Annotated in this window: 19 protein-coding genes and 1 pseudogene; 17 read left to right on the top strand and 3 right to left on the bottom strand. The window is 62.0% G+C overall.

Annotation, left to right across the window (positions count from 1 at the left end):
- The 7 genes from ABN482_RS11780 to ABN482_RS11750 all read left to right on the top strand — a co-directional run.
- Positions 1–637 (top strand): DNA polymerase III subunit gamma/tau C-terminal domain-containing protein (locus tag ABN482_RS11780; protein WP_349504165.1); only part of this gene is annotated, 637 nt, incomplete at its 5' end.
- A gap of 55 nt (positions 638–692) precedes the next feature.
- Entirely contained in the window at positions 693–1,019 is a 327-nt protein-coding gene (locus ABN482_RS11775; protein ID WP_109061373.1) for a YbaB/EbfC family nucleoid-associated protein, read from the top strand.
- A 10-nt stretch (positions 1,020–1,029) separates the two neighbouring features.
- On the top strand, positions 1,030–1,650 hold the full coding sequence (gene recR, locus ABN482_RS11770; protein ID WP_349504164.1) for a recombination mediator RecR: 621 nt from the start codon (positions 1,030–1,032) through the stop codon (positions 1,648–1,650).
- Positions 1,651–1,680: 30 nt separating this feature from the next.
- Positions 1,681–2,013: a DMT family transporter gene (locus ABN482_RS11765; protein ID WP_349504163.1), complete on the top strand. Its 333-nt coding sequence runs from the start codon at positions 1,681–1,683 to the stop codon at positions 2,011–2,013.
- A 217-nt stretch (positions 2,014–2,230) separates the two neighbouring features.
- Positions 2,231–3,268: an ABC transporter substrate-binding protein gene (locus ABN482_RS11760; RefSeq protein WP_349504162.1), complete on the top strand. Its 1,038-nt coding sequence runs from the start codon at positions 2,231–2,233 to the stop codon at positions 3,266–3,268.
- Positions 3,261–4,070, top strand: a complete 810-nt coding sequence (locus ABN482_RS11755) for an ABC transporter ATP-binding protein (RefSeq protein ID WP_349504161.1) — start codon at positions 3,261–3,263, stop codon at positions 4,068–4,070. Before ABN482_RS11760 ends, ABN482_RS11755 begins: the two co-directional genes overlap by 8 nt.
- A gap of 6 nt (positions 4,071–4,076) precedes the next feature.
- Complete coding sequence (locus ABN482_RS11750; protein WP_349504160.1) at positions 4,077–4,871, top strand: ABC transporter permease; 795 nt, start codon at positions 4,077–4,079, stop codon at positions 4,869–4,871.
- Between the two features lie 25 nt (positions 4,872–4,896).
- Here ABN482_RS11750 and ABN482_RS11745 read toward each other — a convergent pair whose 3' ends face one another.
- Positions 4,897–5,709 carry a helix-turn-helix transcriptional regulator gene (locus ABN482_RS11745; protein WP_349504159.1) on the bottom strand — a complete coding sequence of 271 codons (813 nt, stop codon included), beginning with the start codon at positions 5,707–5,709 and terminating at the stop codon, positions 4,897–4,899.
- Between the two features lie 132 nt (positions 5,710–5,841).
- Between ABN482_RS11745 and ABN482_RS11740 the strand changes: the two genes are divergently transcribed.
- Positions 5,842–7,005, top strand: coding sequence for an MFS transporter (locus ABN482_RS11740; protein WP_349504158.1), 1,164 nt, complete (start codon positions 5,842–5,844; stop codon positions 7,003–7,005).
- 15 nt (positions 7,006–7,020) lie between these two features.
- Here the strand turns inward: ABN482_RS11740 and tal are convergent, their stop codons facing one another.
- Complete coding sequence (tal, locus tag ABN482_RS11735) at positions 7,021–7,971, bottom strand: transaldolase (RefSeq protein ID WP_349504157.1); 951 nt, start codon at positions 7,969–7,971, stop codon at positions 7,021–7,023.
- A gap of 315 nt (positions 7,972–8,286) precedes the next feature.
- Between tal and carA the strand changes: the two genes are divergently transcribed.
- The 4 genes and pseudogenes from carA (at position 8,287) to ABN482_RS11715 (ending at position 14,075) form a co-directional block, all read left to right on the top strand.
- Positions 8,287–9,417, top strand: a complete 1,131-nt coding sequence (gene carA / locus ABN482_RS11730) for a glutamine-hydrolyzing carbamoyl-phosphate synthase small subunit (protein ID WP_349504170.1) — start codon at positions 8,287–8,289, stop codon at positions 9,415–9,417.
- A gap of 16 nt (positions 9,418–9,433) precedes the next feature.
- Positions 9,434–12,679 (top strand): carbamoyl-phosphate synthase large subunit, encoded by a 3,246-nt coding sequence (gene carB / locus ABN482_RS11725; RefSeq protein WP_349504156.1) that lies wholly within the window; start codon positions 9,434–9,436, stop codon positions 12,677–12,679.
- Positions 12,680–13,034: 355 nt separating this feature from the next.
- On the top strand, positions 13,035–13,514 hold the full coding sequence (greA, locus tag ABN482_RS11720; RefSeq protein ID WP_349504155.1) for a transcription elongation factor GreA: 480 nt from the start codon (positions 13,035–13,037) through the stop codon (positions 13,512–13,514).
- Positions 13,515–13,531: 17 nt separating this feature from the next.
- A pseudogene (locus ABN482_RS11715) lies at positions 13,532–14,075 on the top strand (glutathione S-transferase N-terminal domain-containing protein).
- A 150-nt stretch (positions 14,076–14,225) separates the two neighbouring features.
- Here the strand turns inward: ABN482_RS11715 and ABN482_RS11710 are convergent.
- Positions 14,226–14,861 carry a YhbY family RNA-binding protein gene (locus ABN482_RS11710; RefSeq protein ID WP_349504154.1) on the bottom strand — a complete coding sequence of 212 codons (636 nt, stop codon included), beginning with the start codon at positions 14,859–14,861 and terminating at the stop codon, positions 14,226–14,228.
- A gap of 17 nt (positions 14,862–14,878) precedes the next feature.
- On the opposite strand from ABN482_RS11710, the gene ABN482_RS11705 reads away from it, so the two are divergent.
- From ABN482_RS11705 to ABN482_RS11685, 5 genes are all read left to right on the top strand, one after another.
- Positions 14,879–15,511 carry an RlmE family RNA methyltransferase gene (locus ABN482_RS11705; protein ID WP_349504153.1) on the top strand — a complete coding sequence of 211 codons (633 nt, stop codon included), beginning with the start codon at positions 14,879–14,881 and terminating at the stop codon, positions 15,509–15,511.
- Positions 15,512–15,605: 94 nt separating this feature from the next.
- Positions 15,606–17,534 carry an ATP-dependent zinc metalloprotease FtsH gene (ftsH, locus tag ABN482_RS11700; RefSeq protein WP_349504152.1) on the top strand — a complete coding sequence of 643 codons (1,929 nt, stop codon included), beginning with the start codon at positions 15,606–15,608 and terminating at the stop codon, positions 17,532–17,534.
- 52 nt (positions 17,535–17,586) lie between these two features.
- Entirely contained in the window at positions 17,587–18,420 is an 834-nt protein-coding gene (gene folP / locus ABN482_RS11695) for a dihydropteroate synthase (protein WP_349504151.1), read from the top strand.
- 25 nt (positions 18,421–18,445) lie between these two features.
- Positions 18,446–19,795 carry a phosphoglucosamine mutase gene (gene glmM, locus ABN482_RS11690; RefSeq protein ID WP_349504150.1) on the top strand — a complete coding sequence of 450 codons (1,350 nt, stop codon included), beginning with the start codon at positions 18,446–18,448 and terminating at the stop codon, positions 19,793–19,795.
- A 77-nt stretch (positions 19,796–19,872) separates the two neighbouring features.
- On the top strand, positions 19,873–20,661 hold the full coding sequence (locus ABN482_RS11685) for a GNAT family N-acetyltransferase (RefSeq protein ID WP_109061388.1): 789 nt from the start codon (positions 19,873–19,875) through the stop codon (positions 20,659–20,661).
- The last annotated feature ends 129 nt before the right edge of the window (positions 20,662–20,790 follow it).

The raw sequence follows: 20,790 nt of genomic DNA, 5'->3' as shown, positions 1-20,790 counted from the left end.
GCCCACGCCCACGCCCACGCCTGAGCCTGAGCCTGAGCCTGAGCGTCAGGCGGTTGCGCCCGTGCCCGAGGCCCAGGCAGCGCCGGGGGCGATGCTGCTGCCCGAGCAGGCTCACGCAGTCACGCCGGAATTGAGCGCGATGGCACCGGTGCCGATTGCCACGCCAGCCGAGGTGCACGAGCCCGTATCGCAGGCAGCGGTTGAGTCTCCAGCGGCAGAAGTTCCCAGGCCGGCAGCGCCGGGCGAGCTGGCCCTGTCACAGCCGTGGCATGTGTTCTCTCGCTCATTGCCCGTACGCGGTGGTGCCGAGCAACTGGCACGCCAGAGCGAATGGTTGGGCACGCAGGGCAATGTTGTTAGAATCCGGGTGGCCAATCAGGCATTGGCCGATATTTCTGCCAAGGATCGGTTGCGCGATGCGCTGAGTGAGCATTTTGGTCAGGATATCCGCCTCGAGATCGAGGTGGGTGCCACGGGCAGCGAAACAGCGCATGCACAGGATGAAGCTGCCCGGCGTGCCCGGCAACTGGCTGCAGAGCAGTCCATCGCGTCGGATCCCCTGGTGCAGACCTTGCAGTCGGATTTCGGCGGCCGAGTCTTGTTAGGGTCTATCCGACCATCCACGCAGGGCCTGTAGTCGGCTACCGCTGATCACAGGCGATACGTTACTCCACACAAGGGAAAGCAACACCATGATGAAGGGACAACTGGCCGGCCTGATGCGCCAGGCGCAGCAGATGCAGGAAAACGTCAAGAAGGCTCAGGAGTCGCTGGCTGAGATCGTCGTTGACGGTGCCGCAGGCGGTGGGCTGGTCAAGGTCAGCATGACCTGCCGCCACGATGTTCGCCGTGTCGAAATCGACCCCAGCCTGCTGGCCGAAGACAAGGACATGCTCGAAGATCTGGTCGCCGCAGCCTTCAATGATGCCTTGCGCAAGGCCGAAGCCACTTCGCAGGAAAAAATGGCCAGTGTAACGGCCGGTCTGCCGCTGCCGCCGGGAATGAAGCTGCCGTTCTGATGCCACAGGCATGAGCGATCCCTCCCTGCCCGAACCGCAGCCGCTGCAGGCGCTGATCGAAGCGTTGTGTCGCCTGCCCGGTGTGGGCGTACGCTCGGCTCGGCGCATGGCCTACCACCTGCTGCAGCATGACGCTTCGGGCGCATTGCATCTGAGCGAGGCACTGCGTCATGCCGTCGGAGATCTCAGGCATTGCCGGCGCTGCAACAGCTTTACCGAGGATGAGGTCTGCGGCATCTGTCTCAGCCCCCGTCGCGATCCTGCACAGCTTTGCATCGTCGAAACACCCGCCGACCAGAACATGCTGGAAGCCAGTCATGGCTACCACGGCCTGTACTACGTGCTGATGGGGCGGCTGGCTCCGCTGGAAGGGGTGGGGCCCAGGGAACTGGGTTTCCAGAATCTGCTTGATCGGGCCTGTGATGGCGTGGTGCAGGAGGTTATCCTGGCGACCAACTTCACCGCCGAAGGCGAAACTACGGCCCATTATCTTGCAGAGCTGCTGCGCTCGCGCGGCCTGCGCGTTTCGCGACTGGCACGTGGGGTGCCGGCAGGCAGCGAGCTTGAGTATGTCGATGCCGGTACGCTGGCCTGGGCGCTGATGGAGCGCCGCGACTCACACCAGGACTGAGCGCATCGCGCGGCAGCCTGACCGCAACGTATGAAAAACTACCTGTTCCTGCTCGTCGCCATCCTGGCCGAGATCATTGCCACCAGTGCCCTGAAGGCATCCGATGGCTTCACGCGAGCCGTGCCGTCGGTGGTTACGGTGATCGGCTATGGCGTGGCCTTCTATTTCCTGTCGCTGACGTTGCGGACGATTCCGGTGGGTATCGCCTATGCGCTGTGGTCCGGTATCGGCATTGTGCTGATCGCCCTGATCGGGCATTTCGTATTTCATCAACGGCTGGATCTGCCAGCCCTGCTTGGCATCCTGATGATCGTGGGCGGCGTGCTGGTGATCAATCTGTTTTCCCGGGCGTCCGGGCACTGATTTCTGGCGGAGATCGGCCTGCCATGCGGCTTTGCGGCAGGGGTAGAGTATGATTCTCCTTCTTTTCTTGCCGAGTTGGTGCATATCGGTGCCAGCGGAGGACGCGGGCCAGGCAGGATCACCGTCCTGAATAACCCGCGTGAATCCGGCACAGCCCGTACGAGACAGCGGGCGTGCCTGTCGATAATTATTTGTTCATCCTGACAGGAGCTTGACCGTGTCCATGCATCGACGCGACTTATTGAAGCTGGCGGCCGCTGGCAGCATGCTGGGGCTGGCCCCCGCCTTTGTGCGCGCCCAGGGTTCCGCACACAAAGTGCATATTGCCGTAGGCGGCAAGGCACTGATCTACTATCTGCCGCTGTCGGCAGCCGAACAACTGGGCTACTTCCGCGAAGAAGGCCTGGACGTGACTATTTCCGACTTTGCCGGTGGCTCGCGCGCCTTGCAGGCCGTGGTCGGCGGCAGTGCGGATGTGGTGTCCGGCGCTTTCGAGCACACCATCAGCCTGCAGTCCAAGGGACAGTTCTACCGATCGCTGGTGATGCAGGGGCGGGCCCCCATGATCGGTTTCGGTGTGTCGACCAAGACATTGCCAGACTACAAGGATGCTGCAGATCTCAAGGGCAAGAAAATCGGCGTGACCGCACCGGGTTCGTCCACCAACATGCTGCTCAGCTTCTTCCTGGCCAGGCATGGCATGAAGATCAGCGATGTTGCGGTCATCGGTGTGGGGGCTGGCGCGGGGGCCGTGGCGGCACTGCGTTCGGGCCAGATCGATGCCATCCTCAATACTGATCCGGTGATTTCGATCCTGGAGCAGTCGGGTGATATCAAGATCATTGTCGATACCCGCACGGTCAGGGATACGCTGGAAATCTTCGGGGGCAACATGCCTTCGTCCTGCCTGTATGCGCCGCAGAAATTCATCGATGGCAATGCCGAGATCGTGCAGGGCCTGGCCAATGCCATCGTGCGCGCCGACCGCTGGGTGCATGCCACGCCGCCCGAGCAGATCGTCGAGGCCATGCCCGAGTCCTACCGCCTGGGTGATCCGGCCCTGTATGCCTTTGCCATCGGCAAGAATATCGATGGCCTGTCGCCTGACGGCCTGGTCGCTCAGGATGGCCCCGAGACGGCGCTCAAGGCCCTGGTTGCCTACAACGCGAACTTCCCGGCCGACAAGATCGACCTGTCCAAAGTCTGGACCAACGAATACGCGCAGCGCGCCGGCGAGAAGTATCCCCATGTCTGAAGCTGCGCTGTCTTTTGAAAACATCACCTGCACGTTTGTCTCCCGGGAGGATCGCAACCAGCGCTATACGGCGATGGCCGACACAACCCTGACCGTGGGCGCAGGCGAGTTCGTCTCCGTGGTTGGCCCGACCGGCTGCGGCAAATCCACGCTGCTCAACGTGGCCGCGGGTCTGCTGCGTCCATCCTCGGGCAGTGTGCGCGTCTTCGGCCAGCCGCTCGATGGCATCAACCGGCGTGCCGGCTACATGTTCCAGGGCGAGGCGCTGTTGCCGTGGCGCAGTGCGCTGTCCAACGTCATGGCCGGACTGGAGTTTGCCGGCGTGCCACAGCACGAGGCTGAGTCCCGCGCCCAGGACTGGCTGCGTCGCGTCGGCCTGGGCAATTTCGGCGAACGCTACCCGCACCAGATGTCGGGCGGCATGCGCAAGCGAGCCATGCTGGCACAGATGCTGATCCGCGACCCGGACATCATCCTGATGGACGAGCCGTTTTCAGCATTGGATATCCAGACGCGCCAACTGATGGAAAACGAGGTGCTGGATATCTGGATGGCCAAGCGCCGGGCGGTGCTGTTCATTACGCATGACCTCGACGAGGCGATTGCCATGAGCGATCGCGTGATCGTGCTGTCGGCGGGACCGGGCACCCATCCCATTGGTGAATTCGCCATCGACCTGCCCAGGCCGCGCGATGTGGCAGAGGTACGCATGGATCCGCGTTTCGTGGAACTGCATGGCGCCATCTGGGATGTGCTGCGCGAAGAAGTGCTCAAGGGCTATGCCCGTCAGAAACAGGGGTAATCAAGCATGTGGAATCTGATCAAACCCCGCGCTGCAACGATGCGCTTCTGGCAGGTGTTGCTGCTGGTCATCATCCTGGGCTCATGGCATTTCTTTTCACAGGATCCGGGTGTTGCCTTCTTCTTCGGGCAACCGCTGATGGTGGCTGAAAAGATCTGGGCCTGGTTCATCACCGACGCCGACATCTATCATCACCTGTACATCACGCTGACCGAAACCGTACTGGCCTTCGGCATCGGTACGGCAGGTGGCCTGGCCTGCGGGCTGTGGCTGGGATTGTCGCCGCTGGCCAGTGCCATCCTGGATCCGTACATCAAGGCCATGAATTCGATGCCGCGCGTGATCCTGGCACCGATTTTCGGCATGTGGTTCGGTCTGGGCATCTGGTCCAAGGTGGCGCTGGCCGTCACGCTGGTGTTCTTCATCGTGTTCTTCAACGTCTATCAGGGCGTGCGCGAAGTCAGCCCCATCCTGCTGGACAATGCCCGTATGCTGGGAGCGGATCGCCGCAAGCTGCTGCGCCATGTCTACCTGCCGTCGGCCACGAGCTGGGTATTCTCCAGCCTGCACACATCGGTGGGCCTGGCATTCGTGGGGGCCGTGGTGGGGGAATACCTGGGTTCGGCGGCCGGCGTCGGCTACCTGATCCTGCAGGCTGAAGGCACCTTCGAGGTCAATACCGTGTTCGCAGGGATTGTCGTACTGACGGCTTGCGCGCTGGTACTCGATACTGCGGTCGGCATTGCCGAGAAGCGTCTGATGCGTTGGCAACCCAAGACCGGCGATATGGAAAAGCTCTGATGCCATCCCATGCCCGCCGACACCATCAGGCGGTGGGCATGGCCGATGTATCGGCATTGCGTCTGGCATAGACGACCAATCGGAGATGGCGATCGCCATCCAGTGTCAGCGAGGTGTGGTCGAAGATCACGCGTTGGCCATCCACCACCAGTTCTCGCTGTCCGCTGCAGGGGGCATGCGCTTCATGCGCCTGCCACCATTGCCGGAAATCAGGTGAGATTTTCTGAAGTTCCGATACCAGTCCATCCAGATCGGCCTCCGGGGCCGCCTGGGCGTGGTCGCGCCGGAAGCTGGACAGGATGCGCGGCGCTTCGCTATCCCAATTCGCATGCAGGGCACGCAGGGCCGGATCGGTGAACAGCATGTTCAGCAGGTTGCGCCGATCGGGTGGCTGTCCGGAAAAACCAAACAGATCCTCAGCCGGCCGGTTGCTGGCCAGCACGTCCCAGCGCAGGTTCAGGATAAAGGCGGGATGGGGGGCCAGGTCATGCATCAGGCGCAGCACCAGGGGCGGGACAGTGCACCAGGTCTTGCCGGGCTCGGCAGGCGGGCGTGCATGGGCCAGCAGATAGAGATGACGCCGTTCGGCGGCGTCCAGCTTCAGGACCCGAGAGAGATTGTCGAGGAATGAGGCGGAGACCCCGATATCCCGACCCTGTTCCAGCCACGTATACCAAGTCAGGCCGACGCCGGCCAGTGCTGCAACTTCTTCACGCCGCAAGCCCGGCGTGCGCCGCCGTCCGCCGGTGGGCAGGCCGACCTGTGCGGGTGTGATGCGCTGGCGTCGTGTGCGCAGGAAATCGGCCAGGGCCGTGCGATGGCGATGGAGTCTGTCCATAGGGAAGGTGCTCTTTGTAATAGCATAATTGGCTAAATTGTAATTCCTTAATAGGCTCTGCAGAATGGTGCTTTCTTTTATGGATGGGCGCATCGAATGCAGGCAGATGTTGGAAGTAAGGCACGGGGAGCGATGAGGCCGTTTGCCGTGGTCGGTCTGATCGCCCTGGGGGCGTTTGCGTTGGGCATGGCCTCCTATGTCACGGCGGGCCTGATCCCGCTGATCGAGGGTGCATTCTCAGTGCCGGTGTCCATGGCGGCACAATTGGTGACGGCTTTTACGCTGGCCTATGGCCTGGGGTCGCCGTTGTGCGTGGCACTCTTGCCGGCGCGGCGGCGACGTGCCGGCCTGCTCTGGGCGCTGGGCCTGTTCGTGGCCGCCAATGCGGCCAGTGCGTGTGCCGGTTCGTTTGCATGGCTGCTGTTCTGGCGAGCGCTGGCCGGTATCGGCGCGGGGGAGTACCTGGCGCTGGGGATCGCCGCCAGCACGGCCATCGTGGCCCCTGTGCAGCGTGGCCGGGCCATTGCCTTGATGATGGGCGGCATGGCGGGCGGTACTGTATTGGGCGTTCCGCTGGGACTGATGCTTGCGCAGTGGTTCGGGTGGACGGCTGCACTATGGCTGGTGGCTGTGCTGGGTGGCCTGTCCTGGCTGGGACTGTGGATAAGGTTGCCGGAACTGCCGCAGGCCGGTCCGGCGGTGCGCTGGCATGATCGACTGTACCTGTTGCATGACGGCCGTGTCCTGGGGGCGTTGCTGGTATCGCTGTTGGCCGCTGCCGCCAGCCTGGGGCTGTATACCTATCTGGCGGCACTGCTGCTGGCGGTGTCGCCCGGTGGCCTGGCCGATGCAACACCCTGGCTCTGGGCGTGGGGGGCAGGCGGCCTGCTGGGCAGTATCCTGGTCGTGCCGCTGGCCGACCGGCTCGCACCGGGCAGGCTGACGCTGGGTATCATGGTGTGGCTGGCCGTGGCACTGGGGGTGACGCCGCTGGCCGCCGCCTGGCAACCCTGGCTGGCACTGCTGCCCGTAGCGGTATGGGGCGCGGTGGGATGGGCGTTGCAGGTGCCGCAGAACAATCTGCTGGTCAATGCGCGCGAACGACAGGGGGATGGCGATCTGGCCGTTGCCCTGAACGAATCGGCGCTCTACCTTGGGAGTGCCCTGGGTGCGGCGGGCGGTGGCATGCTGCTGGCCGCGGGGGCTTCGTATGATGCCCTGGGGGTGGCAGCGGGTGCCGTGGCAGCAGTGGGCGCTGCGCTGCAGGTATTCAATCTGCGTCGCGCCCGCCGCTGAGTGGTCGGGTGGCTGTCAGGCCCTGTCCTGCAGCAGTGTGTCGAGCTTGCGGGCATCGGCCACGAAGGCCCGGATGCCTTCGGCCAGCTTCTCGGTGGCCATGGCGTCCTCGTTGAGCTGCGAGCGGAAGCTGATTTCATCCACGCCGATACGGGCCTGGACCGGATAGGCACCACCGGCGCGCAGGCGGGGCTCGACGGTACCCTGTACGCTGTCGAGCTGTGTCAGCAGGTCGGGGCTGATGGTCAACAGGTCGCAGCCGGCCAGCGCCAGAATCTGCCCCGCGTTGCGGAAACTCGCACCCATGACTTCAGTGGTGAAGCCGTGTTGCTTGTAGTACTGGTAGATGCGGGTTACGGACTGTACGCCGGGGTCCTGGGCTCCGCCATGTGTCTGCTCGTCCCATTGGCTGCCGGCTGCTTTTTTGTGCCAGTCGTAAATGCGGCCCACGAACGGCGAGATCAGTTGTGCGCCCACGTCTGCGCAGGCGGCGGCCTGCCCCAGCGAGAAAATCAGCGTCATGTTGCAGCGGATGTCCTCGGCTTCCAGGATGCGTGCGGCCTGGATGCCTTCCCAGGTGGCGGCAATCTTGATCAGCACGCGCTCGCGGTCAATGCCGGCGATACGGTACAGCGCGATCAGGCTGCGTGCACGTTCGACCGTGGCGCGCGTGTCGAACGACAGGCGCGCGTCCACTTCCGTGGAAACACGGCCAGGCACGATATCGAGAATGGCGCGGCCGAATTTCACCAGCAACCGGTCGGTGCGGGCCTCCAGCGACAGGCTGCCGTGGTCGCGCGCGACCTGTTCCAGCAGGGGGCGGTAGGCATCCTGCTGCACCGCCTTGAGGATAAGCGAGGGATTCGTGGTGGCGTCGGTCGGCTTGAGTGCCCGCATGGATTCGAAGTCGCCGGTGTCGGCAACAACGGTGGTGGAACGGCGCAGGGAGTCGAGCAGGGTGGTCATGTTGCAGGTGTCCGTCTGATCAATGTGGATGCCGAAGTGGCGGAGGGCCCGTCATTCGAAGATCATACACGGGGCCGGTGACGGATGGCATGCCAGAAAACCTGCCTGTTGCCTTTGGCGTGGATCACCTCCAGGCAGGGCACGCCTCGGCTGTGAGAAATTGCACAATTGGCCGTGCAGACTGGCATATTTACCGCTCTGAATGCGCAAATTGCCCACAAATGACAGCAGATAGGTAGGTTATAATAGGAAGGTTTAACGTCCAGCTTGCTCGTCCCGTCCATGAATTCCCCGGAGACTTCCTTGTCGTCCCCCCTGTTCCCTGCTTCCCATCCCGCGATCCTGGCCCTGGCCGATGGTACCGTCTTTCATGGCGTGTCGATCGGAGCCGAAGGCCATTCGGTCGCCGAAATCGTCTTCAACACTTCCCTGACCGGCTACCAGGAGATTCTCACCGATCCCAGCTACAACGGCCAGATCGTGACCCTGACCTATCCGCATATCGGCAATACCGGGATCAATGAGGAAGATGTCGAGGGCCGACGCGTGTTCGCGGCAGGGCTGGTGGTGCGGGACTGTCCGGCGCTGCTGTCCAACTTCCGTGCCACATCCTCGCTGCCCGACTATCTCAAGAAGGAAGGCATCGTTGCCATCTCCGGCGTCGATACCCGCAAGCTGACCCGCATCCTGCGCGACGGTGGTGCCCAGGGTGCCTGCATCATGACCGGCACGGATGCCGAGGCTGCGCTGGCGCTGGCCCGCAGCTTCCCGGGCATGGCCGGCCAGGATCTGGCCCGCGTGGTCTCTACCGACCAGATCCAGCCCTGGACCCAGGGTTCCTGGCAGCTCGGCAGCGGCTATGCCCAGCCGCAAGGCAATGGCCCGCACGTCGTGGCCTATGATTTCGGCGTCAAGTTCAACATCCTGCGCCTGCTGGCCGATCGCGGCTGCCGCCTGACGGTGGTGCCGGCGCAGACGCCTGTCGAAGAGGTCCTCAAACTCAATCCTGACGGCATTTTCCTGTCCAACGGCCCTGGCGACCCAGAGCCTTGCGACTATGCCATCGCCGCAACCCGTACTTTCCTGGACAAAAAGCTGCCGGTGTTCGGTATTTGCCTGGGACACCAGATTCTCGGCCTGGCGATCGGAGCCAAGACGGTCAAGATGAAAACCGGCCACCATGGTGCCAACCATCCGGTACGCGACGTCGATACGGGGCGTGTCTTCATCACCAGCCAGAACCACGGCTTTGCCGTCGATGCGGCCACGCTGCCGGCTCATGCCCGGGTGACTCATGTGTCGCTGTTCGACGGCACGCTGCAGGGACTGGAGCTGACCGATCGTCCTGCATTCAGCTTCCAGGGACACCCCGAGGCCAGTCCCGGCCCGCACGATATCGGCGTGCTGTTCGACAAATTCATGAGCCTGCTGGCCGACCAGAAATAATTAGCCGGAAATTTCCATGCCCAAGCGTACTGACATAAAAAGCATCCTGATCATTGGCGCTGGCCCGATCATCATCGGCCAGGCCTGCGAGTTCGACTACTCCGGCGCACAGGCCTGCAAGGCCCTCAAGGCCGAAGGCTATCGCACCATTCTGGTCAACAGCAATCCGGCCACCATCATGACGGATCCGGAAACGGCCGACGTCACCTACATCGAGCCGATTACCTGGCAAGCCATCGAAAAGATCATCGACCGCGAGCGTCCCGATGCGCTGCTGCCCACCATGGGCGGCCAGACGGCGCTCAACTGCGCGCTCGACCTTGATCGTGAAGGTGTGTTGGCCAAGTACGGTGTCGAGTTGATCGGTGCCAACGCGCATGCCATCGACAAGGCCGAAGATCGCCAGAAGTTCAAGCTGGCTATGGACGCCATCGGCCTGGAGTCGGCCAAGTCCGGCGTGGCCCATTCTCTAGACGAAGCCTGGGCCGTGCAGCGCCGTATTGCCGAGGAAATCGGTACTTCCGGCTTCCCTGCCGTGATTCGTCCCAGCTTCACGCTGGGCGGCTCGGGCGGCGGCATTGCCTACAACGCCGAAGAGTTCGAAACCATCTGTCGTCGTGGCCTGGAGGCCTCGCCTACCAATGAGCTGCTGATTGAAGAATCGCTGCTCGGCTGGAAGGAATTCGAGATGGAAGTCGTGCGCGACAAGGTCGACAACTGCATCATTGTCTGCGCCATCGAAAACCTCGACCCCATGGGTGTGCATACCGGCGACTCCATCACGGTGGCCCCTGCCCAGACGCTGACCGACAAGGAATACCAGGTCATGCGCAATGCCTCGATCGCCGTGCTGCGCGAGATCGGGGTCGAAACCGGCGGTTCCAACGTCCAGTTCGCGCTCAACCCGGTCAATGGCCGGCTGATCGTGATCGAAATGAATCCGCGTGTGTCGCGCTCCTCGGCCCTGGCCTCCAAGGCAACGGGATTCCCGATCGCCAAGGTGGCGGCTCGCCTGGCCGTGGGCTACACGCTCGACGAACTGCAGAACGAGATCACCGGCGGTGCCACGCCGGCCTCGTTCGAGCCGACCATCGACTACGTCGTCACCAAGGTGCCGCGCTTCACCTTCGAGAAATTCCCGCAGGCCGATGCGCGCCTGACCACGCAGATGAAATCCGTGGGCGAAGTGATGGCCATCGGCAGTACCTTCCAGGAATCCTTTCAGAAGGCCCTGCGTGGCCTTGAGGTGGGGGTGGATGGCCTCAACCAGAAAACCACCGACCGCGAGAAGCTCGAGGTCGAACTGGGCGAGCCCGGTCCCGAGCGCATCTGGTATGTGGGCGATGCCTTTGCCCAGGGGTTCACCCTGGAAGAGGTGCACAACCTGACCAAGATCGATCCCTGGTTCCTGGCGCAGATCAAGGAAATCGTCGATATCGAACTGGCGCTCGAGCAGCGCACCCTGGCCGATATCGACGCCGACACCCTGTTCCAGCTCAAGCGTCGCGGCTTTTCCGACCGTCGCCTGGCCTGGCTGCTCGATACCAGCGACACCGAGATCCGCAAGCTGCGCCACCAGTTCAACGTGCGCCCGGTGTACAAGCGGGTCGACACCTGCGCGGCCGAGTTTGCCACCAATACCGCCTACATGTACTCCACCTACGAGGAAGAGTGCGAGGCGCAGCCCACCGACCGCAAGAAGATCATCGTGCTGGGCGGCGGCCCGAACCGGATCGGCCAGGGTATCGAGTTCGACTACTGCTGCGTGCATGCCGCGCTGGCGTTGCGTGAAGACGGCTATGAAACCATCATGGTCAACTGCAACCCCGAAACGGTCTCGACCGACTACGATACTTCCGATCGCCTGTACTTCGAGCCGCTCACGCTCGAGGATGTGCTCGAAATCGTCGACAAGGAAAAACCTGTTGGCGTGATCGTGCAGTATGGCGGCCAGACGCCGCTCAAGCTGGCGCGTGCGCTCGAGGCCAATGGCGTGCCTATCATCGGTACCAGCCCCGAGTCCATCGACGTGGCCGAAGACCGCGAGCGCTTCCAGAAGCTGCTCACCAAGCTCGGTCTGCGCCAGCCGCCCAACCGCACGGCGCGCACCGAGGCCGAGGCACTGGCCCATGCCCAGGAAATCGGCTATCCGCTGGTGGTGCGCCCCAGCTATGTGCTGGGCGGTCGCGCCATGGAAATCGTCCATGAGCAGGTCGAGCTGGAGCGCTATATGCGCGAGGCCGTCAAGGTCAGCAATGATTCACCGGTGCTGCTGGACCGCTTCCTGAACAATGCCATCGAAGTCGATGTCGATTGCCTGGCCGATGGCGACCAGGTGTTCGTGGGCGGTGTGATGCAGCATATCGAACAGGCGGGCGTTCACTCCGGTGACTCGGCCTGCAGCCTGCCGCCGTATTCGCTGCCGTCCTCCACGGTCGAGGAAATCAAGCGCCAGACGGCTGCCATGGCGCGTGCGCTCAACGTCAAGGGCCTGATGAATGTGCAGTTCGCCATTCAGAACGTCAATGATGTGTACGTGCTCGAAGTCAATCCACGGGCATCGCGCACGGTGCCGTTCGTCTCCAAGGCGACCGGCCTGCAACTGGCCAAGATCGCCGCGCGCGTGATGGCCGGCCAGAGCCTGCGTGAGCAAGGTGTCGAGCGCGAAGTCACGCTGCCGTACTTCTCGGTCAAGGAAGCCGTGTTCCCGTTCGTCAAATTCCCCGGCGTGGATACCATTCTCGGTCCCGAGATGAAGTCCACCGGTGAAGTCATGGGCGTGGGCGAAACCTTCGGCGAAGCCTTCGTCAAGTCGCAACTGGCTGCCGGTGTCAACCTGCCCGAGTCGGGTACGGTGTTCATCAGCGTCAAGAACCAGGACAAGGACGAGATCGTTGCCGTGGCGCGTGGCCTGCATGAGCTGGGTCTCAAGCTGGTCGCCACGCGTGGCACGGCGGCGGCCATCGAGGCGGCTGGCGTGCCGGTGCAACTGGTGAACAAGGTGAACGAAGGCCGTCCCAATATCGTCGACGCCATCAAGAACGGCGAGATCGCTCTGGTCATCAATACGGTCGAGGAGCGCCGCAATGCCATCGCCGACTCGCGTACCATCCGTACCCAGGCCCTGGCCGCGCGTGTGACCTTCTTCACGACACTGGCGGGTGCCAAGGCGGCGGTCGAGGGTATGCTCTACATGCGCCAGGGGGCCGGTCTGCGGGTCTATGCCCTGCAGGATCTGCACAAGCAACTCAAGCAGGGTTGATCCCGACGTGGAAACCATCCATGCCCGATGTGGCAAGGATGGTTTTCATCCGTGCCTGTTCGGGTCCTGCCGGCTGGCGGGCGCAAGGCTTGATGGCGGGGCTTGCTTTATACCCCGATTTTGACCACAATATGCCCAACGTCTTGCCCTGGCTCATGCGGAGTCGGGGTTTTCTTTTGACTGGAGCTGTCCGTACATGAACGTGTCCTTGTCTTTGTTGCCGCAGCGCAGGCCCATGGTCTTCGCTGCCAGCTGGCATATGTGCGTTCTGGATGAATGATCCGTAGTACGGATCCTGCATATCGGACAGAACGCTCCCCAGGGAGCGTTTTTTATTTTTCAGGAAGTGTGAAACATGTCTTCTGCTATTCCTCTGACTGCCCGTGGGGCCGAACGCCTGCGCGAAGAGCTGGCGCGTCTGAAATCCAAGGAGCGTCCTGCAGTGATCGAGGCGATCGCCGAGGCGCGTGCGCAGGGCGATCTGTCCGAAAATGCCGAGTACGAGGCTGCCCGTGAAAAGCAGGCATTCATCGAAGGCCGCATCAATGAGCTGGATGGCCTGCTCTCCAACGCGCATATTATCGAACCGGCCGAGCTTGATGCCGATGGCCGCATTGTGTTTGGTGCCACGGTCAATCTCGAGGACCTCGAGTCCGGCGAAAAGGTTTGCTACCAGATCGTCGGCAATGCCGAGGCCGATGTGCGGGCCAACCTGCTGTCGATCGCCAGCCCCGTGGCTCGCGCCCTGATCGGCAAGAGTGCCGGTGATGTGGCCGAAGTGCAGGCACCGTCGGGTCTGCGCGAATACGAAGTGCTCGAAGTCCGTTACGTCTGAGCCTGACCAGCGGCATCATGCTCAAGATCCTCGGCAGGTCCTCTTCCATCAATGTGCGCAAGGTCCTTTGGGCCTGTGCTCAATCCGAATGCGATGGTGCCGGTGTTGCTTGACGGGGATTTCGTGCTCTGGGAGTCCAACAGCATTTTGCGTTATCTGGCCAATCGCCAGGGGGGGTGTGCCCTTTATCCCCAGGATCCCCGTGCGCGTGCGCGTGTCGATCAATGGCTGGACTGGCAGGCATCCGATCTTAATCGCGCCTGGAGCTATGCCTTCATGTCGCTGGTACGCAAGTCTCCCGATCATGCTGATCCAGCGCAGGTCAGTATGTCCCTGAATGGTTGGGCGAAGTTCATGTCCATCCTTGACGACAGGCTGCAGCAGACCCGGTCCTATGTCGCCGGTGCCGAGTTCAGTCTGGCGGATATCGCCATTGGCCTGTCGGTTCACCGCTGGCTGGGTACGCCTTTCGAGCACCCTCGCCTGGGGGCCGTGCAGGCCTATTACGAACGGATTGCATGCCGCCCTGGCTTTGTTGCGTATTGCGCTGCTGCGGTTTGACCCTGTTATTTGTGTCGTCTCCCGAAGCGACGCTTTTAGTCTTGGGGCGGCCCGGCGACAAAAAAAGGCCGATCATCAGATCGGCCGATATTATTCAGGGGAAGGCCGAAGCCGCTCCCATGATCGGGGTAGTCAGCCCCGGAGCGCAGCTCAGCCTTTCTTGCCGCCGCGAGCCAGAGTCGTGCGGCGGATCCCGCCACTGCGGGCTCCTGCCTTGAGCGACATGGCACTGCGTGTTGGGCGTGCCGCACTGCGAGAACCTGGGCTCGAGGTACTGCCTGCCTTGGCCGGCTTTGCAAAACCGGTGCCAGCCTTGGTGGGGCGGCTGGTGCTCTTGGTGGCAGGCAGGCCGGCTGCGGTACGTGCCGACGTAAAGCTGACGGTGCGCTTGATCGGCTTGGCGCGCTTTGGGGCCACGCTTTTGCCCGCGGCAGCCAGACGCTTGGGGACGTAGGCTTCGTTGTGCTGGCGGGGCTGCACGCCGAGGTCGGCGACACTCTCCTGCTGCGCGGAGGCAGGACGGAATAAAATAAGCGTTTTACCCAGATGATGTACCGGGGCGCACGAGAGCGATTCGCAGATGGTCTGCAGCAGCACTTCGCGGTCGGCCCGGTCGGCACCACTGACGCGAACCTTGATCAGGCCGTGCGCATTCAGGTTGCGATCGATTTCCTTCAGGACCGGATCGGACAGGCCCTTGTCGCCGATCAGTACGACCGGACGCAGGGGGTGGGCTTCGGCGCGCAGCGCACTGCGTTCCCGTGGGGTGATTTCTAATATCGACATAAACGGATTGTACGGGAATGGCCAAGAAAAAATTTTCCAAAGACTGGATCCACCAGCATATTAATGACCCATATGTGAAACTGGCGCAACAAAAAGGCTACCGGGCGCGTGCCGCGTTCAAGCTGACCGAGATCCTGGATGTCGAGAAACTGCTTCGCCCCGGCCAGATCGTGGTCGATCTGGGCGCAGCCCCTGGCAGTTGGTCGCAGGTCGCACGCGAGCGCCTCAAGGGGGCGGGCGGGGAGATCCATGGGCGGATTATCGCACTGGACATGCTGCCGATGGAGCCGATTGCCGGTGTCGAGTTCATCCAGGGCGACTTTCGCGAGGACAGTGTGTTGCGGCAGCTTGAAGAAACATTGCAGGGGCAGTCCGTTGACCTTGTTATTTCGGATATGGCCCCCAATCTCTCTGGAGTAGGCGTGGCCGATGCCGCCCGCATCCAGCATGTCTGCGATCTGGCACTGGAGTTTTCGGCCAATCACCTGCGCCCGGAAGGTGCCTTGATCGTCAAGGCATTCCATGGCAGCGGATTTTCCCAGATTGTCGATTCCTTCAGGCAGCAGTTCCGGCGCGTGGTAGAGCGCAAGCCCCAGGCTTCGCGTGACAAATCCTCCGAAACTTTCCTGGTGGGACGCGGTCTGAAATAATCGGCGGATGAGGGTAGAATGGTGAAATTACCATGGGAACATTGTCACTCGTGAGACTGGAGCGCACGCATATGTACCAAGCAGGAGAAACTCCTTGAACAATTCTTTTTCCAAAGTCGCCATCTGGATGGTGATCGCCCTGGTGCTGTTCACGGTCTTCAAGCAGTTCGATGGCCGCAGCCAGGTCAATTCCGGCGTCACCTACACCCAGTTCATGGAAGACGCACGCAATGGTCGCATCCATCGGGTGGATGTGCAGGGCGATGTCCTGCATGTCACGCCGGATACCGGACGGCCCTACACGATCACGTCTCCTGGCGATCTCTGGATGGTATCCGACCTGATGAAGGCCGGTGTGCAGGTTACGGGCAAGGCACGCGAGGAACCCTCGCTGCTGATGAGCATCTTCGTCTCCTGGTTCCCGATGCTGCTGCTGATCGGTGTCTGGATCTTCTTCATGCGCCAGATGCAGGGCGGTGGCAAGGGCGGCGCGTTCAGCTTCGGCAAGTCGCGCGCCCGCATGCTGGATGAAAACACCAATCCCATCACTTTCGCCGATGTCGCCGGTTGCGACGAGGCCAAGGAAGATGTCCAGGAACTGGTTGATTTCCTGCGTGATCCCAGCCGCTTCCAGAAACTGGGCGGGCGTATCCCGCGCGGCGTGTTGATGGTCGGTTCCCCGGGTACCGGCAAGACGCTGCTGGCCAAGGCCATCGCCGGCGAGGCCAAGGTGCCGTTCTTCAGCATCTCCGGTTCCGATTTCGTCGAAATGTTCGTGGGGGTGGGTGCTGCCCGCGTTCGCGACATGTTCGAAAACGCCAAGAAGCAGGCTCCCTGCATCATCTTCATCGATGAAATCGATGCGGTCGGTCGCCAGCGTGGTGCCGGTCTGGGTGGTGGCAACGACGAGCGTGAGCAGACCCTCAACCAGATGCTGGTCGAGATGGATGGCTTCGAGGCTTCGCAGGGCGTGATCGTGATCGCCGCCACCAACCGTCCCGACGTGCTGGATCCCGCATTGCTGCGTCCGGGCCGCTTCGACCGCCAGGTCGTGGTGCCGCTGCCCGATATCCGCGGTCGTGAGCAGATTCTCAAGGTCCACATGCGCAAGGTGCCGGCTGCACCCAACGTCGATGCCCATGTGCTGGCACGTGGTACGCCGGGATTCTCGGGTGCCGATCTGGCCAACCTGGTCAACGAGGCCGCGCTGTTCGCTGCCCGTCGCAATGGCCGCACGGTCGACATGATCGATTTCGAGCAGGCCAAGGACAAGATCATCATGGGTGCCGAGCGCCGCTCCATCGTCATGCCCGAGGAAGAGCGCCGCAATACCGCCTATCACGAGTCCGGCCACGCGGTCGTGGCACGCATGCTGCCCAAGACCGATCCTGTACACAAGGTCACCATCATCCCGCGCGGCCGTGCGCTGGGCGTGACCATGCAGTTGCCCGAGGGCGACCGCTACAGCATGGACAAGAATCGTCTGCTCGACACCATTGCCGTGCTGTTCGGTGGCCGGATTGCCGAAGAACTCTTCATGGATCAGATGACGACGGGCGCTTCCAACGACTTCGAGCGTGCCACTGCGATTGCCCGCGACATCGTCACCCGCTACGGCATGGACGAAGCGCTGGGCCCCATGGTCTATGCCGAAAACGAAGGCGAAGTGTTCCTGGGGCGCAGCGTGACCAAGACCACGCATATGTCCGAGGCCACCATGCAGAAGGTCGATGCCGCCATCCGTCGCATCATCGACGAGCAGTACAGCGTGGCGCGCAAGATCCTCGAAGAACAGCGCGACAAGGTCGAGGTGATGACGGCGGCCCTGCTCGAGTGGGAAACCATCGATGCCGAGCAGATCAACGACATCATGGAGGGTCGCAAGCCGCGCCCTCCGCACAAGCCCGACGATCCTTCGTCGAGCAGCAACCGCTCTGGCCCCTCGACGCCTTCGGCAGGTGATGCTTCCGGCACCAAGGATGATGAAGGCAAGGAAGACGGCAAGGCAACTGCCGCCGTCTGACGCGCACAGACCCGGCCTGGCCGGGTCTTTTTGATCCTGCTCCCGGATGACCATGAACCACGATTTTCAGTGTGGACGTTTCCAGCTTGCGCTGGCGCGTCCGCATGTCATGGGTATCGTCAATGTCACACCTGATTCGTTCTCGGATGGCGGTTGCCATGACCGGGCCGATCAGGCCATTGCCCATGCCCGACAGTTGCTGGCCGAGGGTGTCGATATCCTCGACCTCGGTGGCGAGTCCACCCGACCGGGAGCCGATCCCGTATCTGCCGCTGACGAACTGGCCCGTCTGTTGCCAGTGATCGAAGGTGTCCGTGACCTGGGGGTGCCGGTATCCGTCGATACCTGCAAACCTGAGGTCATGTGCGCTGTCCTGGATGCCGGGGCGGACATGATCAATGATATCTATGGCTTCAGGCTGCCGGGTGCCATCGAGGCGGTCGCCGCGTCCGATTGTGGTCTGTGCGTGATGCATATGCAGGGTGAGCCGCGCACCATGCAGCAGGCTCCCGTCTATGGCGATCTGCTTGAAGATGTATCCGATTTCCTGCGCCGACAGACGGCACAACTGCTGGCTGCCGGTATACAGGCGCAACGCCTGACATTGGATCCTGGCTTCGGTTTTGGTAAAACGCTGGAGCAGAACTACGTGCTGCTGCGACGACTCGACCAGTTACAAGAATTGGGTTTGCCACTCTTGATCGGGCTATCACGCAAGTCCATGATTGGGCAGGTGGTGGATCGGCCGCCCCAGGCACGGGTCGCCGGCAGTGTCGCAGGTGCGCTTGCTGCCGTCGCCCGCGGGGCAACTATTGTGCGTGTACATGATGTTGCTCAAACAGTGGATGCGCTCAAGGTCTGGCAAGCAGTCGAAACTGCCGCATAATCAACAAGAACAGGATAGGCAAATCATGTCTCAACGTAAATATTTCGGTACTGATGGTGTGCGTGGCGAAGTGGGTGGTGCCACGATCAATCCGGCTTTTGCCATGCGGCTGGGCTATGCCGCCGGCAAAGTGCTGGCGAAGGATTATCGGGGCCATGGCCGGCCGACCGTGCTGATCGGCAAGGACACCCGTATTTCAGGCTACATGCTGGAGTCGGCGCTCGAAGCCGGATTGTCGGCTGCCGGTGTCGACGTTCTGCTGGCAGGTCCCGTGCCGACGCCGGCCGTGGCCTATCTGACGCGCACGCTGCGTCTGTCGGCGGGTGTGGTCATCAGCGCTTCACACAATCCGTACCAGGATAATGGCATCAAGTTTTTCTCGGCGCAGGGCATGAAGTTGCCCGATGCGGTCGAATCGGATATCGAGGCCGAACTGGAGCAGCCGATGGGTTGCGCATCTTCCGAGAATCTCGGTCGTGCGCGTCGCCTCAGCGATGCCGCAGGGCGCTACATCGAATTCTGCAAGAGCAGTTTTCCCAATGAACTGAGCCTCAATGGCCTGCGCATTGTCGTCGATGCCGCGCATGGTGCGGCCTACAACATTGCACCGCATGTGTTTCGCGAGCTGGGTGCGCAGGTCATCGAAATGGGCTGCGATCCTGATGGTTTCAATATCAACGAAGGCGTGGGCGCGACCCATCCCGAGGCGATGGTGGCAGTCGTCAGGCAGCATCAGGCCGATCTGGGCATTGCCCTCGATGGCGATGCCGACCGGGTACAGATGGTCGATGGCAGTGGCCGTATCTTCAATGGCGACGAATTGCTTTATGCCGTGGTGCGTGAGCGCCTGCTGCATGGCAAGGTGCAGGGCGTGGCAGGTACGCTGATGACCAATTTTGGCCTGGAAAAGCGCCTGGTCGAGCTTGGGGTGCCCTTCGAGCGGGCTCAAGTGGGCGATCGCTATGTACTGGAGCTGTTGCAGCAGCATGGCTGGCAGTATGGTGGCGAGAGCTCCGGGCATCTGCTGTGCCTTGATCAGCACACGACCGGAGATGGTATTATCGCTGCCCTGCAGGTTCTGACGGCCATCTGCCGCCAGCAGACGACGCTGGCAGACTGGATTGCAGATCTGCGCATGTATCCGCAGAAAATGATCAATGTGCCGTTGGCGCGGGGTACGGACTGGAAAAACCATGCTCTGTTGCAACAACTGACCCGCGAGGTCGAGGCCGAACTGGCAGGGCGTGGGCGTGTGCTGATCCGGGCTTCCGGCACGGAACCGAAGTTGCGCCTGATGGTAGAAGCCGAAGACGAGGCGCTGGCCCAGGCTGGTGTCGAAAAACTGGCTACCGTGAATTTCACGGTGGCGTCATAATAGCGTCAAGAACCTGAAACATCCGGCGGCGACACTGTGGTCTCCAGCCGGACTTATCGTTTCAGGAGACTTGGGCAATGCTTGAACTGGTGCATATGGATGCAGGAAAGCAGATGTCAACTCATTTGGCGGTCAGCCCGGCAGCGGGCCTGACCGTTGGACTGGCGCGTTCGCCGGGCGAAGTCGAACAGGCTCAACGTCTGCGATTCAGGGTCTACAGCGAGGAACTGGGTGTCCGCTTCCCGGACGGGCATCGTGGTATCGATGTGGATTACTTCGACCAGTGGTGCGAGCACTTGCTGGTGCGTGAGGTCGATACAGGCCGCGTCGTGGGAACTTACCGTATTCTCACGCCCGAAAAAGCCCGCGAGGCAGGACGTTATTATTCGGAATCCGAGTTCGATCTGGCAGGTCTGAGCAGCATTCGCCACGAACTGGTCGAGTTTGGCCGGTCTTGCACGGATCCCGAATACCGCAATGGTGGCGTGATCATGCAACTCTGGTCGGGGTTGACCAAGTTCCTGTATCTGCGTGGCTATCGCTATGCCTTTGGCTGCGCCAGCGTCAGCCTGCGCGATGATGGCGTGACGGCCGCCGAAGTCTGGCGCACCGTGCAGCCACACGTCGATCGTTGCTTGCCGCTGACAGTACAGCCGTTACACCGCTATCCCTTCGAAAAGCTCGACAGCAATCTGCCTGCGCGCATTCCTGCCCTGATCAAGGGATATCTGAAAGTGGGGGCCAAGGTGTGCGGCGAACCTGCCTGGGATCCTGATTTCAATGCGGCCGATTTTCCCGTGATGCTGTGCCTTGATGAGATGACGGCTCGTTATCGGCGTCACTTTGGCCTGCCTGATGTGAACTGATCGTTGATCCTGGCAGTGCAGAGAGTGCCGCAATGACAAAGGCCCGCCATGATGCGGGCCTGATGCCTTGCCGGATGGCCGCGCCTGGGACGGGTCTGCCGGGTGCCGCGCAGGTGCGTACCCAGCCTG

It is taken from the genome of Corticimicrobacter sp. (genome assembly GCF_040137905.1).
Classification (GTDB): domain Bacteria; phylum Pseudomonadota; class Gammaproteobacteria; order Burkholderiales; family Burkholderiaceae_B; genus Corticimicrobacter.
Note: the sequence above shows the minus strand (reverse complement) of the source record. Positions and strands in the feature narration are given on the sequence as shown.

Excerpts from the sequence above, each read along its gene's own strand:
- ABN482_RS11775 (WP_109061373.1), top strand. The coding sequence starts at position 693 with ATGATGAAGGGACAACTGGCCGGCCTGATGCGCCAGGCGCAGCAGATG.
- recR (WP_349504164.1), top strand. The coding sequence starts at position 1,030 with ATGAGCGATCCCTCCCTGCCCGAACCGCAGCCGCTGCAGGCGCTGATC.
- ABN482_RS11765 (WP_349504163.1), top strand. The coding sequence starts at position 1,681 with ATGAAAAACTACCTGTTCCTGCTCGTCGCCATCCTGGCCGAGATCATT.
- ABN482_RS11755 (WP_349504161.1), top strand. The coding sequence starts at position 3,261 with ATGTCTGAAGCTGCGCTGTCTTTTGAAAACATCACCTGCACGTTTGTC.
- ABN482_RS11750 (WP_349504160.1), top strand. The coding sequence starts at position 4,077 with ATGTGGAATCTGATCAAACCCCGCGCTGCAACGATGCGCTTCTGGCAG.
- ABN482_RS11745 (WP_349504159.1), bottom strand. The coding sequence starts at position 5,709 with ATGGACAGACTCCATCGCCATCGCACGGCCCTGGCCGATTTCCTGCGC.
- ABN482_RS11740 (WP_349504158.1), top strand. The coding sequence starts at position 5,842 with ATGAGGCCGTTTGCCGTGGTCGGTCTGATCGCCCTGGGGGCGTTTGCG.
- tal (WP_349504157.1), bottom strand. The coding sequence starts at position 7,971 with ATGACCACCCTGCTCGACTCCCTGCGCCGTTCCACCACCGTTGTTGCC.
- carB (WP_349504156.1), top strand. The coding sequence starts at position 9,434 with ATGCCCAAGCGTACTGACATAAAAAGCATCCTGATCATTGGCGCTGGC.
- greA (WP_349504155.1), top strand. The coding sequence starts at position 13,035 with ATGTCTTCTGCTATTCCTCTGACTGCCCGTGGGGCCGAACGCCTGCGC.
- ABN482_RS11710 (WP_349504154.1), bottom strand. The coding sequence starts at position 14,861 with ATGTCGATATTAGAAATCACCCCACGGGAACGCAGTGCGCTGCGCGCC.
- ABN482_RS11705 (WP_349504153.1), top strand. The coding sequence starts at position 14,879 with ATGGCCAAGAAAAAATTTTCCAAAGACTGGATCCACCAGCATATTAAT.
- folP (WP_349504151.1), top strand. The coding sequence starts at position 17,587 with ATGAACCACGATTTTCAGTGTGGACGTTTCCAGCTTGCGCTGGCGCGT.
- glmM (WP_349504150.1), top strand. The coding sequence starts at position 18,446 with ATGTCTCAACGTAAATATTTCGGTACTGATGGTGTGCGTGGCGAAGTG.
- ABN482_RS11685 (WP_109061388.1), top strand. The coding sequence starts at position 19,873 with ATGCTTGAACTGGTGCATATGGATGCAGGAAAGCAGATGTCAACTCAT.